The organism is Janthinobacterium sp. GL_088, assembly GCF_057837845.1.
Genome location: NZ_CM174453.1, coordinates 1,662,612 through 1,675,497 on the forward strand (window position 1 = coordinate 1,662,612; position 12,886 = coordinate 1,675,497).

Annotated in this window: 11 protein-coding genes; 6 read left to right on the forward strand and 5 right to left on the reverse strand. The window is 63.9% G+C overall.

Translation table 11 applies throughout. The features are described from left to right. Window positions 1-139: 139 nt before the first annotated feature. On the forward strand, window positions 140-1,267 hold the full coding sequence (locus AC3IQ7_RS07435; protein WP_489208755.1) for a type IV pilus assembly protein FimV: 1,128 nt from the start codon (window positions 140-142) through the stop codon (window positions 1,265-1,267). A gap of 414 nt (window positions 1,268-1,681) precedes the next feature. Here the strand turns inward: AC3IQ7_RS07435 and AC3IQ7_RS07440 are convergent, their stop codons facing one another. Both AC3IQ7_RS07440 and AC3IQ7_RS07445 read right to left on the reverse strand, forming a co-directional pair. Beyond that, window positions 1,682-1,978, reverse strand: a complete 297-nt coding sequence (locus AC3IQ7_RS07440; RefSeq protein WP_489208756.1) for a flagellar protein FliT — start codon at window positions 1,976-1,978, stop codon at window positions 1,682-1,684. Between the two features lie 178 nt (window positions 1,979-2,156). Beyond that, complete coding sequence (locus tag AC3IQ7_RS07445) at window positions 2,157-2,984, reverse strand: HDOD domain-containing protein (protein WP_489208757.1); 828 nt, start codon at window positions 2,982-2,984, stop codon at window positions 2,157-2,159. A 138-nt stretch (window positions 2,985-3,122) separates the two neighbouring features. Here AC3IQ7_RS07445 and AC3IQ7_RS07450 point away from each other — a divergent pair, with 138 nt between their 5' ends. The 3 genes from AC3IQ7_RS07450 (at window position 3,123) to AC3IQ7_RS07460 (ending at window position 6,243) form a co-directional block, all read left to right on the forward strand. Next, the gene (locus AC3IQ7_RS07450; protein WP_489208758.1) at window positions 3,123-5,183 is read left to right on the forward strand and encodes a M13 family metallopeptidase; all 2,061 of its coding nucleotides are present in this window, start codon (window positions 3,123-3,125) and stop codon (window positions 5,181-5,183) included. A gap of 69 nt (window positions 5,184-5,252) precedes the next feature. Beyond that, window positions 5,253-5,903, forward strand: a complete 651-nt coding sequence (locus AC3IQ7_RS07455) for a class I SAM-dependent methyltransferase (protein WP_489208759.1) — start codon at window positions 5,253-5,255, stop codon at window positions 5,901-5,903. A gap of 154 nt (window positions 5,904-6,057) precedes the next feature. Beyond that, complete coding sequence (locus tag AC3IQ7_RS07460; RefSeq protein WP_035825486.1) at window positions 6,058-6,243, forward strand: CsbD family protein; 186 nt, start codon at window positions 6,058-6,060, stop codon at window positions 6,241-6,243. 77 nt (window positions 6,244-6,320) lie between these two features. Here the strand turns inward: AC3IQ7_RS07460 and AC3IQ7_RS07465 are convergent, their stop codons facing one another. From AC3IQ7_RS07465 to AC3IQ7_RS07475, 3 genes are all read right to left on the reverse strand, one after another. Further along, window positions 6,321-8,531 carry a S9 family peptidase gene (locus AC3IQ7_RS07465; RefSeq protein ID WP_489208760.1) on the reverse strand — a complete coding sequence of 737 codons (2,211 nt, stop codon included), beginning with the start codon at window positions 8,529-8,531 and terminating at the stop codon, window positions 6,321-6,323. Between the two features lie 213 nt (window positions 8,532-8,744). Further along, window positions 8,745-9,584, reverse strand: coding sequence for a PhzF family phenazine biosynthesis protein (locus AC3IQ7_RS07470; RefSeq protein ID WP_489208761.1), 840 nt, complete (start codon window positions 9,582-9,584; stop codon window positions 8,745-8,747). A 21-nt stretch (window positions 9,585-9,605) separates the two neighbouring features. Then, window positions 9,606-10,997 (reverse strand): MATE family efflux transporter, encoded by a 1,392-nt coding sequence (locus AC3IQ7_RS07475; RefSeq protein ID WP_489208762.1) that lies wholly within the window; start codon window positions 10,995-10,997, stop codon window positions 9,606-9,608. Between the two features lie 190 nt (window positions 10,998-11,187). Between AC3IQ7_RS07475 and AC3IQ7_RS07480 the strand changes: the two genes are divergently transcribed. Both AC3IQ7_RS07480 and AC3IQ7_RS07485 read left to right on the forward strand, forming a co-directional pair. Then, window positions 11,188-11,841 (forward strand): beta/gamma-crystallin, encoded by a 654-nt coding sequence (locus AC3IQ7_RS07480; protein WP_489208763.1) that lies wholly within the window; start codon window positions 11,188-11,190, stop codon window positions 11,839-11,841. A gap of 168 nt (window positions 11,842-12,009) precedes the next feature. Further along, a complete protein-coding gene (locus tag AC3IQ7_RS07485; RefSeq protein WP_158301288.1) occupies window positions 12,010-12,882 on the forward strand; it encodes a beta/gamma crystallin-related protein in 873 nt (290 codons plus the stop codon). Window positions 12,883-12,886: the final 4 nt, after the last annotated feature.

Genomic DNA, 12,886 nt, shown 5'->3' on the forward strand with positions numbered 1-12,886 from the left:
TGTACTCCAGGCGCCAAAAAGGCACAGGATGATGCTGTATTGCATCATTTTGTCTTGGCCCATCTATATTTTTGCGTTTTCCTGCCGTTAAAGACAGGCGAGTCCCCATTATTTATCTTGTTATCAAAGCGATCAGTCCATGCAGAGCAGCATTACTCCCCGTTGGTCCCTGATCGCGTGCGCCGCCGCCAGCCTGGCCTTGCCGCCTGTCATGGCGGCCGAACTGGGTGACATGGCCGTGCTGTCGCATATGGGCCAACCCCTGCTGGCCGAGATCGAACTGACGGCCTTGGCGCCCGAGGAAGCCAATGGCGTGGCAGTGCGCCTGGCCTCGCCCGATGTGTACCGCGGCGGCGGCATCGGCATGGATCCGGCCCTGCAAGCCTTGACGATCAGCCCGCTGGAACGCGGCGGGCGCCACTATGTGCGCGTGAGTACCCGGCAAGCGATCCAGGCGGGCCATGTGCATCTGTATTTGTTGCTGGGTAATGGCCCAGGCGCCGTCGTGCGCCTGGGCACCTTGTGGCTGACGCCGGCCCCGCCTGCTGCCGCTGCCGTCAGTGCACCGGCCAGGCCCGCCGTTCCGGTACCCATGCCTGTCCCCGCGCCGTTGCCACGTGCAGTGGCCGGCGCGCCATCGCCTGATGCCGCCGTGCTGGCGGCCCGCGCGCGTGCCGAGGGCCTGGTGCGCCCGGCGCGCGTCTTCGTGCCGCCGCCTGCCGCGCCCAAGCCGCCTGCTCCCGCGCTGCGTGCGCAGCCGCTGCGCCGTGCCACGGCGCCCGTGGCCGCCTGCGCACCCCAGGCGGATGCCGGGCAGGCGCAAGCGTGCGTGGCGCTGGATGAGAAAAACGCGGCCCTGAATGACAAGCTCGGCGAATTGGAAGGCAAGATCGGCGCCTTGCAAAAAGCACTGGCTCAGCCCGCCACCGCTGCGCCGGCTGCCGCGCCGGCCGAGGCGCCGGTGCCGGTGCCGCATGCCAGGCCGAAGCCCCTGCACGCGGCGCCAGCCGTCGAGAAGGAAAAGAAGGCGGGCGGCAACGGCTTGCTGTGGCTCGGTATCGGCACCTTACTCTTTCTGTTGCTGACGGCGCTCATCGTGTATGTCGTGCGCAAGCGCAGGCAGGCGGCAGGGCCGGGTGCGCCGTCGAAATACTGGGTCTTGCTGCGCAAGCCGTTCCGCCGCAAGAAGAAGGAGGTGCCCGTGCTGACGGAAGCGGTGGAAGAGGGGGCGGCAGACGAGTCGGAGCCGGAGCCGTTCTCGCGTTAAGCGTGCTGCAAGGCGGTACTGTAATTTGATATAAAAAAAGATATTGAAAAAGATAGGAAAATGCTTGTCTATCGTATTGCCTATTTTTCAAAGATGGTGATATGATTAATTCAGTGGACTTGCTCTACGACAAAACAGCCCCAGCCTGGCGCAGTCACCAACGATAGTGTGGCGCGGCAAACAGGTGTAGCGTTGCATAAACGCCTGGGTCTGGAAGCGGTTCGCGATGCCGACGATGTGCTCGCGAACGCCGGATGCAACCGGCAGCGAGGCGACGCCAGGAGATACCTGGGGCTCGCCTTCCAAATTTCCCCTCCTTGTTCCTGAGCGCCGCAACTGCCGCGCTTCTTGCCGGGGAATAGATGTAAAAAAAGCACCCGCGGGTGCTTTTGTCGTTTCTGGTGCTGTAACTTCTTACATGCGCGCGCGCGCGCCCTGCATGGCGTTCGGCAGCTGCGTCATCCACGGTTCCGTAATGGTGCGGATTTCGCGGTCGTTTGCCAGGATTTGCTTGAGCAAGTCGATCTTGCGCAGGCGCGAGGCACCGGCCAGGGCAGGCACCTTGCCCGTCATGGTCGCGCTGGCGGCGCTGGCGCACTGGTTTTCCAGGGCATCCAAGTCATTCCAGTCGCTCGAACGTGCGGCCACGACCATTTTATTGGTCATTCCTGCAATATTTTCATACATCGAGAGAACGTCGTTGGAGGTCATGAGCACACCCGTAACTAGTGAATGGATTACCGCTTGTCTAGATTAACGGCGTGCTTATCCGGAACTTGAGGGTGTTTTTGAAAAAAAAGTGAAAATAATTTGGATAGTTTTGGCGGGCCGCCGAAATCGCCCGCCAAGCCGCATGGATGCTGGGCCGACGATGCCGGCGCTGATGGATTTATTTGACGAGTTCTTCCAATCCTGCGCTCAGTTCGGCAGGCGGCGGCATCTTGTCCACGAGAACCGAGGGTGGCAAACCGAGCGCTTCAGCCACGTTGCTGGGGTAGCAAGCGATGATTTCTTCATTGCTCAGCGCGTTTTCATCAATACGGGCGCGCCAGGCTGCCAGGTGGATGATGGCGGCCTGGCGGTTCAGGGGCGCCTTGGCCAAGGGATCGGGAAAGGCGGCGATGGCGTCGGCAAAGGCAGGGGGGAACTTCCAGCGGCGCGCCAGTTCGGCGCCCACCTGCGCATAGTCATAGCCCAGAGAAACCCGCTCCGCGTCGAGCCGGCGCGCATCGAGCGGCGGGGCGATCTTGTCGAGCTGCATGGCTTGCTCGGGCATGGCGGCATGGATCACCAGTTGTCCGATCGCATGCATCATGCCGATGGTGAAGGCCAGGTCCTGGTTGTCGCCCGTCTGTCTGGCGATCCAGCGGGCCGACACGGCGCTGTGCAGGCTGTAGCGCCAGAATTGCGGCAGATTCAGTCCTGGCACGGCCTTGTAGCCGCTGACCAGGCCCGAGCTGATGACAAGCGTGCGCACGGTTACAAAGCCGAGCATCAGCACGGCGTCTTCCACCGTGCCGATGCTGCGCGAGACGTGGTAATACGCCGAGTTGGCCAGCCGCAGCAGCTTGGCGCTCAAGGCCGGATCCGCTCCCAGCTGGCGCGCGATGTCTTCGGTGGCAATGGCGGGGTTGTCGAAACTGCGCACCAGTTCATCGACGATCTTCGGGGCGGCAGGCAGGGCGTGGGGTTGCTGAAACAGCGCTTCCAGTTGCATGGCAATCTCCTTGGCGTACACGCGGCGCGGGGTCGTGAAACTATAGGCCGATTTTTTGTCCGTATGCAAAAAAGTTCAGGGACGCTTTTTTCATGGGAAACAGGCTATGATTTTGACTATTCCATTGAAAGGATCGCCATGCACGGTTTGCGTTTTTCCTGGTCCCGGACGCCAGTCCAGGCCGCCATCATCCTCGCCCTGGCCGGCGTTTCGCTGGCCGGCTTGCCCGCCCAGGCGCATGCCCAGCCAGCGGCGGCCGATGTGGCTGTCTCCGCTGCCTTGCCCGGCGACGACTTCTATGATTACGTGAATGGCGACTGGCTGCGCGGCACGGAGATTCCCGCCGACCGCAGCAGCTGGGGCTCGTTCGCCATCCTCGCCAACGCCACCAACGAGCGCATCATCGGCCTCGTCGAAAGCCTGGCGGCGGCGCCGCAGGCGGATGCCTCCGCGCGCCAGGTCAGCGATTTTTACCGTTCCTGGATGGATGAATCGGCTATCGAAGCGAAAGGCTGGGCGCCGATCAAGCCCTTGTTGACAAAGATCAATGGCATACGCGACCAGGCAGGGCTGGCCCGCGCGCTGGGCGAGAGCCTGCGCGCCGATGTCGACCCGCTCAATTCCACCAATTTTTATACGGAAAACCTGTTCGGTCTGTGGGTGGCGCAAGACTTGAACGACACCACGCGCAATGTCGCCTACCTGCTGCAGGGCGGGCTGGGCTTGCCTGACCGCGCGTTTTACCAGGGCGACAGCGCCCGCATGCAGGGCTTGCGCGCGGGCTACCAGGCGCATATCGCGGCCATGCTCAAGCAGGCCGGCTACAGCGATGCGCCGGCCCGCGCTGCGCGCGTGTTTGCGCTGGAGCAGAAAATTGCCGCCAGCCACGCCAGCCGCGAGGATTCGGCCGATGTCGCCAAGGGCAATAACGCGTGGCGCGCCGCCGACTTCCCCAGCAAGGCGCCGGGCCTGGACTGGAAAGCCTTCTTCCAGGCGGCCGGCCTGGGCCAGCAGACGGATTTCATCGTCTGGCACCCGACGGCCATGACGGGCAGCGCGGCCCTGGTGGCAAGCGTGCCGCTGGCCACGTGGAAGGATTTCCTCGCCTTCCACGCCATCAACCATTTCAGCACCACCTTGCCGAAGGCGGCCGCCGACCAGCGCTTCGCCTTCTATGGCAGCGCCCTGAGCGGCACGCCGCAGCAGTCGCCGCGCAGCAAGCGCGCACTGGCCGCGACGAATGCGGCCCTGAGCGACGCCGTTGGCAAGCTGTACGTGGAGCGCTATTTCCCGCCGGAATCGAAAGCCCGCGTGCAAGACATGGTGACGAATATCGTGGCCGCCTTCTCGCGCCGCATCGACAAGCTGGACTGGATGGCGCCGGCCACCAAGGCGCAGGCGCAGGAAAAGCTCAAGACCCTGTACGTGGGCGTGGGCTATCCGGAGCGCTGGGACAGCTATGCGGGCTTGCGCGTGGTACGCGGCGACGCGCTTGGCAATGTGCAGCGGGCGGAACAGTTCCACTACCGGCAGGAGCTGGCCAAGCTGGGCCAGTCGCCCGACCGCAAGGCCTGGGCCATGCCGGCCCAGCTGGTCAACGCCGTCAACTTGCCGTTGCAAAATGCGCTGAACTTCCCGGCCGCCATCCTGCAGCCGCCGTTCTTCGACCCGCAGGCATCCGACGCGGCCAACTATGGCGGCATCGGCGCCACCATCGGCCACGAAATCAGCCACAGTTTTGACGACCAGGGCGCCCAGTTCGACGCCCAGGGCAAGTTGCGCGACTGGTGGACGCCGGCCGACCTGGCGCATTTCCAGACGGCATCCAAGCAATTGGTGGCGCAGTTCGCGGCATACAAGCCATTCCCCGACCTGGCCGTGAATGGCCAGCTGACCCTGAGTGAAAACCTGGCGGACCTGGCCGGCGTGGCGGCCGCGCATGACGCGTTCACCCTGTCGCAGCAAGGCAAGCCGGTGCAGGCGGGCGCGGACCGCGATTTCTTCACGGGCTATGGCGTCAGCTGGCGCAGCAAGGCGCGCGAAGCGGCGGCGCGCCAGCAAATCCTCACGGATGGCCATGCGCCGGCGCAATACCGCGCCGCCACCGTGCGCAACCTCGACGCCTGGTATCCGGCCTTCGACGTCAAGCCGGGGCAGCAGTTGTACCTGGCGCCGGAACAGCGCGTGCGCGTCTGGTAAGAGTGCTGACGCTGCCGGCCGGGGTGCCGGTCGGCAGCGTAAAATGCGCCCATCGATGACAGGAGCGCCATGAAGCCGACCCCACCGCAATATCCGCAAGACCCCATCCACGCCATCACCGAACGCACCCTGGCCCATTACGACGCCAGCGCCGAGCAGTTTTTCGAAGGCACGCGCGACCACGACGTCAGCCAGAATATCAGCGCACTGCTGGCCGCCATCGGCAAGCCGGCGCCGCTGGCGATCCTCGACCTCGGCTGCGGCCCTGGCCGCGACCTGAAGGCGTTCACGGCCATGGGCCATCACGCCACGGGCGTCGATGGCTGTCCCCGCTTCGTCGAGATGGCGCGCGCCTACAGCGGCTGCACTGTCTGGCAGCAGGATTTTGTCGACCTCGCTTTGCCTGCAGGGCACTTCGACGGCGTGTTCGCCAATGCCGTGCTGTTCCACGTGCCCAGCGCCGCCTTGCCCGGCGTGCTGCGCGCTTTGTACGCGTGCCTGAAGCCCGGTGGCGTGCTGTTCAGCTCGAACCCGCGCGGGCAAAACCAGGAAGGCTGGAATGGCGCCCGCTACGGCAGCTATCACGACGAAGCGACCTGGGCCGCTTACGTGCAGGCGGCCGGTTTTACCTTGATCGAGCAGTATTACCGTCCGCCCGGCTTGCCGCGCGACCAGCAGCCGTGGCTGGCGACGGTCTGGCGCAAGGGCGCGCAGGCGTAATTGATGATGTCGGCGCTGTGTTAGGAACCGTACAGAGCCTTTGATCCCCACTGCGTACTATGGACACATCGACACGCAACAAGCAGCGTGTGAGCCGCAGTACCGGCCCTTCGGGGCAGGACAACAGATGTACCAACTACAGTGAGGATCCATCATGAACAAAGATCAAGTCGAAGGTAAACTGAAGGAAGTCGGCGGTAAAATCCAGGAACAAGCTGGCAAACTGGTCGGCAGCGAAGAACAGCAAGCCAAGGGCCTGGCAAACCAGGTCGAAGGCAAAGTGCAGAAGAAAGTTGGCGATGTGAAAGATGCGGTCGAAACTGTGACTCGCAAGCCATAATTCTGGCAGCAAGAATGTAAAAAAACCGCCGCCTGTCGCGAGACAGGCGGCGGTTTTTTATCTGATGCAGCGCAATCTTACTGTGCTGGCTTCATCAGGTTCTGCTTGAAGAACATTTCGATTTTCTTGTACACGTGGCGCTGGCCTGCGCGCGACGAGATGCCGTGCTTGGCGCCCGGATACGTCATCAGGTCGAATTGCACGCCACGGTTCACGAGCGCGTCGATCAGTCGCGTGCTGTTGCTGAACAAGACGTTATCGTCGGCCATGCCGTGTACCAGCAGCAGCGGCGACTTCAGGCCGTCGAGGTGGGCGAACACGGTGCTGGCCTTGTAGCCATCCACGTTTTCCTTCGGCATGCCGAGGAATTGCTCCGTGTAGTGGGTGTCGTACAGCGACCAGTCGGTGACGGGTGCCACGGAAACACCCATGGCGATCTTGTCGGACGCAGCCGACAGCAGACGCAGGGTCATGAAGCCGCCGTAGCTCCAGCCGAACACGCCGATGCGTTTCGCATCGACGAAGCTTTGCTTGCCCAGCCAGTCGATGCCCACCAGCTGGTCCGCCACTTCGGCCGCGCCCAGGTTGTGATAGATGGCGTCCGTGAACGCGCGCTCGCGGCGCGACGAACCCCGGTTATCGAGGCGGAAGACGACAAAGCCCTGCTGCGCCATGTACTGGTCGAAGTTGTTGCCCCAGCGGCGCGCCACGTGCTGCGAGTGCGGACCGCCATACGTCGACAGGTAGACAGGATAGCGCTTATTTGCGTCGAAGTTCGACGGCTTGACGATGGAGTAATACAGCGTCTGGCCATCGTTGGCCTTCAGGGTGCCGTATTCCGTCGGCAGGTGGTCCGCCTTGTACTTGGCGTACGGGTGGCTGGCGTTCAGCGCATTTTCTTCCAGCCAGCCCACCATGGTGCCGTCCGGGCGGCGGATGCTCACTTGCGGCGGCGTGGCCGGGTCGGAGTACGTGTCGACGAAGACTTCGCCATTGCGCGAGAACGTCGTGTCGTGCCAGCCATCGGCCTTCGTTACGCGCTGCGGCTTGTCGGCCGTGCTGCCATCGAGGGCCAGGGCGTAGGTCTGCTTGTCGATGACGGCGTCGCGGTTCGACGCGACGAACACTTTACCCGTCTTCTGGTTCACGGCCAGCACGCTGTCGATGCCCCATGCGCCGGAAGTGACCGGGTGCAGCAGCTTGCCGCTCATGTCGTACAGGTACAAATGGTTGCGGCCCGTGCGCTCGGACGACCAGAGGAAGGTGCCGTTCGACAGGAAGCGCAGGTCGTCATGGATGCTGACCCAGGTTGTCGACGTTTCCGTCAGCAGGGTGCGCTGCGCCAACGTGCTTGCATCGACGGCCACCAGGTCGAGGGTCTTCTGGTCGCGCGACTGGCGCTGGTAGACGAGAGACTTGCTGTCCGCGCTCCAGTCGGCGCGCACCAGGTAGATGTCGGGGTTCGTGCCCAGGTCCACCTGGCGCTGCGCGCCCGTTTCCGGCGAGACGATCAGCAGCTGCACCAGCACGTTCGGGTCGCCGGCAGCCGGGTAGCGCTGCTCGACGACGTCCGTACGGTCGGCGAAGATTTCGAAGCGGCGCACGACGGGCACGGGCGCTTCGTCATAGCGCTTATAGGCGATGGCGGAATCGTCGGGGGCCCAGTAGTAGCCGGTGCGCTGCCCCATTTCTTCCTGCGCCACGAATTCGGCTTCGCCGTTGCGGATGGCGCCCTTGCCATCGGTCGTCAACTGGCGTTCCTTGTCCGTCTTGAGATCGATCACATAGATGTTTTGATCGCGCACAAACGAGACATAGCGGCCTTTCGGCGAAATTTTCGGATCCAGCACATTGCCCTTGGCGACCAGGCGCGCCTTGTCCGGGTGGGCCGCGTCGACCAGGTACAGGTTGCCGGCCAGCGGCACCAGCAGCTGCTTGCCATCGGGCGACCAGCTGTAGCTGAGAATGCCGTTCAGGCTGGCCGTGCGCTCGCGTTCGCGGCGCGCCTGCTCTTCGGGCGAAATCGTTTCATTCGGCACCAGCGCCTTCGAGTCGATCAGGCGGTGCGTGCTCTTGTCCTTCAGCTTGAATTCCCACAGGTCGAGCTGGAACTGGTTGTCCGCGCGGCCGCGCAGGAACGTGACGCGCTCGCCATCGGGCGAGACCTTCAGGTAGCGCACGCCGGGGCCGGCCAGCGCCGGATCGGCGTGAATGCGCTCCAGGGTCAGCTTTTCAGCCGATGCGGGAACGCTGGCCATCGCGGCCAGAAAACAAAGAATAAAACGCATGGATGTCTCGGTAGTTGGAAGGATGAAGGGCACTGCATGCAAAGGCGCGCTTGAGCATTGCATAAGCGTTGCATAAACATTGCCTAAGCGTAAGACGATACCAGAGCGTGCCTCTTTATGCGATAGCCCCGGCCACGGAATATGGGCGCGCTGGCCGTATTTCCTTCGCTGGAAATATCCGATAGCCGCCCATTCGATGGCGCTTTACACAGTTCAGGCTAATATCGACCCTGCGATCACGGTCAGGCACGCGCCGCCTATCCAGGCCTGGCCATCGCGGAAATGGATGGACACGCGGCCGTCGCGCTGCAGGCAGGTGCCTTGGCGGACGGTGTAGTCGGCACCCGCCAGCAGCTGCGCGATGCAGGCGTTGGCGCTGCCCGTGACGGGGTCTTCCACCAGCGCGCCATGCTCGCTGAGCAGCGCGCGCACTTCGTAATCGCTTGGCCCATCCGCGCCGTGCGGGCCATACAGCGCCAGGCCGTCGCCCCCGGAGGTGGCCAGCAATGCCGTCAGTGCGGTAATCTCGGCACGCACGGCCAGGCAGGCGGCGGCGCTTGCCAGCGGCACGCATAGCCAGCGGATGCCCATGTCGACAACGCTGCCGGCAGCGGCGGGCGTGCCGCCCAGCGCTGTTTGCAGCAGCGGTAGCAGATCCGGGGCGAGCGCACGCGTCGTGCAGGGCGGCGCCTGGAACGCCAGCACGCCGCCCGCATGCCGCTCGATCTGCACCAGGCCGACGCCGCATTCCTGCACGATGCGCGCGCCTTTCGGCTGCAGACCCGCATCGAGCAGGGCGTGCGCCGTGCCCAGAGTCGGGTGGCCGGCAAACGGGAATTCCGTCTCGGGCGAAAAGATCCGCACGCGGTAGTCGGCGGCGGGGGCGCGCGGCGCCAGCACGAAGGTGGTTTCCGACAGGCCGGTCCAGCGCGCAATGGCCTGCATCTGCGCGTCATCCAGGCCGTCGGCGTCGAGCACCACCGCCAGCGGATTGCCCTGGAACGGCACGCTGCTGAAGACATCGACTTGCCTGAAGGGGCGTTGTTTCGTCATGGCGGTTTCCTTGCAGGAGGGTCAGGCGGCGTGCAGGCGCTGCAGCGACAGCCGGTTCAAATACCAGGTCAGCAGCACGGCCGCCACCGTCAGGCCCGTGACGAGGCCGATCCAGAAGCCGGCGGCGGCCATCGGTTCTGCCGGCGACCAGGGGAAGCCTGCCGGCGCGAGACCCAGCACATAGCCGATCGGCAGCGAGAAGCCCCAGAAGGCCAGCAGCTGGATCAGCATCGGCTGGCGCGTCACCTTGTAGCCGCGGATGGCGCAGGACGTGGCGACCTGCGTCGCGTCGGACAGCTGGAACAGGGCGGCGAACAGCAGCAGCTGCGCGCACAGGGCCTGCACTTGCGGATCGGACGTATAGGCTTGCGCGATCTGGTGGCGGAAGACGGTGATGACGGTGGCCGAGACGATGGCCGCCGTCAGCGACATGGCCACGCCTACCCATGAAATGAAGCGGGCCTTGCGCAAATTGGCTTCGCCCACGGCATGGCCCACGCGCGTGACCAGCGCGATGCCGAAGGTGAGCGGCACCATGAAGACGACGGACGAGAAATTCAGGGCGATCTGGTGCGCCGACACCTGGATCACGCCGAAGCGCGCCACCAGCAGGCTGATGACGCCAAACGCGCTCACTTCGGCAAAGTAGGTCACGCCGATGGGCAGGCCCAGGCGCAGCATGGGGCCGATGGACGACAACTGCGGCCCTTCCCAGTGCGTGAACGGATACGTGGCGCGGTAGGCAGGCGCGATTTTGATCCAGGCCAGCATGGCCAGCAGCATCATCCACACGCAGCAGGTAGTGGCCACGGCGCAGCCCACGCCGCCCATCTTCGGCATGCCCCAGTGGCCGTAGATCAGCAGGTAGTTGACGAGGATATTGAGGCCCAGCGCGGCCAGCGCGATCACCATCACGGGCTTGGTCTGGTTGATGCTGGTGCTGTAGCCGTACAGCGCGCGGTAAGCGGCGAACGGCGGCAGCGCGCAGCTGATGATGTGCACGAACAGCTTGGCCTTGGATGCCACGGCGGGTTCCAGCATCAGGTGGTCGAATACCAGCGCCGCCATGTTCGTCAGCAGGCAAGCCACCAGGCCCACGAGCAGCGCCTTCCACAGCGACTGGCGCACGATGTGCGGCACCTTGTCGTGGCGCGCGGCGCCGATCTCATGCGCCACCAAAGTATTGATCGCCATCATGATGCCGCTCACGGTGACGAGCACGATGGACCAGATGGCCGCGCCCAGCGAGACGGCCGCCAGTTCCTCGGGATTCGTATGACCCGTCATTGCCACGTCGGCCGCGCCCATGCCGACGGTGGCCAGCTGGCCGATCAGGATAGGCCAGGCCAGCTTCCACAGTGAAGAAATTTCAGTACGGACGGCGGGCAGGGTGAACGAGGTAGTGTGTGGCATGGGCGGCAAGCTTGACTAAACACAAGATTCTACCGGCATTCGCCGTGCTTGTCCGCCGTGGCACCCGGAGGAGGCCGGGCGCGGTAATCATTTGTTACAGCTAAGCGGGCCAGTCGCGGATAGACTGCGCGCTCTATTTGGCAAAATGACCAAATAGTCAACCGCAGTACCCTGACTATGGAGCAAGACCATGCTGAGACACACCCTGAACTGCGCCCTGCTGCTGGGCGCCGCCATGACGGCCGAACTGGCCGGCGCCGGCGAACTGACCTTGTATTCGCGCGACGATTATCACGGCCGCTCGCAGACCGTGCGCGACGCCGTCGCCGACCTGGAAGACGTCCGTTTCAACGACACGACGCAAAGCATCCGCGTGCGCTCGGGCCGCTGGGAAGCGTGCGAGGAAGCCGATTTCCGCGGCGATTGCTTCCTGCTCGAGGCGGGCGAGTATCCGTCGCTCGATGGCCATGCCAATAAAATCACCTCGCTGCGCGAAGTGCGCGGCGGCTGGGGTGGTCATCCGGGCCGCGATCGTGACCGGGATCGTCACTGGGAGCGCGACCGGGAGCGTGGCCATTTTCCTGGGCGCTCGCTGGGCGGCGAACTGACCTTCTATACGCGCGACGATTTCGCCGGCCGCAGTTTGAGCGTGCGCAATGCCTCGGCCGATTTGCGCGAGCGCGATTTCAATGACACGGTGCAAAGCGTGCGCGTGCGCTCCGGCTATTGGGAAGTGTGCGAGGACGTGGATTTCCGCGGCCGCTGCCGCACCCTGGAACCCGGTGAATACGCGAGCCTGGAGCGCCTGAGCAACCGCATTTCGTCGGTGCGCGAAGTGCGCTGATAAGGTAAATGGCAATAACAGGCTCCAGTGCGGAGCCTGTTATTGCTTTTGGTAACAATTTGTTGTCCTTTTTTCATACTTTGTTACACCGTTTTTTCCACGGATGGCTACACTGACATCAGTTGTCATGTCGATCACTCACCTTTGCCGCCACCGGAGACCGCCCCCATGAATCGCCCGTTCGCCCTCGCCCTGCTGTGCGCCAGTTCGCTGTTTGTCCACCTCGGGGCGCAGGCCGGCGAAATCCGCCTGTACACCGATGACAATTTCAAGGGACGCGTAGTCGTCTTGCGCGATACGACGGATGACCTGTCGCGCGTCAGTTTCAATGACACCGTGTCGAGCATCCAGGTCGATTCGGGCAGTTGGGAAGTGTGCACGAACGCCGATTTCAAGGGCGATTGCAAGACGCTGGAACGGGGCGACTACCGCTCGCTGCCGGGCATGAACGACAAGATATCGTCCGTGCGCGAAATCGGCGGCGGACAGGGGAGCGGCAGCAGCGGCGGCCGCCGCGCGGCGCTGGAACTGTATGCCGACGGCGGCCAGCGCGGCGCATCGGCCGGCGTGAATGCGGACCGCGACGATCTGGTCGACATCAGCTTCAATGACCGCGCCAGCAGCGCGCGCATCGAGCATGGCTACTGGCAGCTGTGCAGCGATTCCAACTACCGTGGCAGTTGCCGCGTGTTCGGGCCTGGCAGCCATGATGACCTGGGCAGCCTGAATGGGCGCGTGTCGTCGGCGCGCCTGGTCGATCCGCGCGAAGAGAACCGGCCGCAAAACGACGAAGGCCTGGTGGTGCTGTACGGTCGCGCCTTCCTGAAGGGCCCGGGGCTGCAGGTGAACCGCGACGTCAGCGACCTGGTGCGCCTGAATTTCAACGACCAGGCCGGCTCCATGGCCATCAATGAAGGCACCTGGGAAGTGTGCACGGACTCGCAGTTCAATGGCACCTGCGAGCGCATGGGCCCGGGCAAGTATGAAATCCTGGACGCGCAGCTCGACAAGCGCATTTCTTCGCTGCGCCGCCTGTATTGACGCG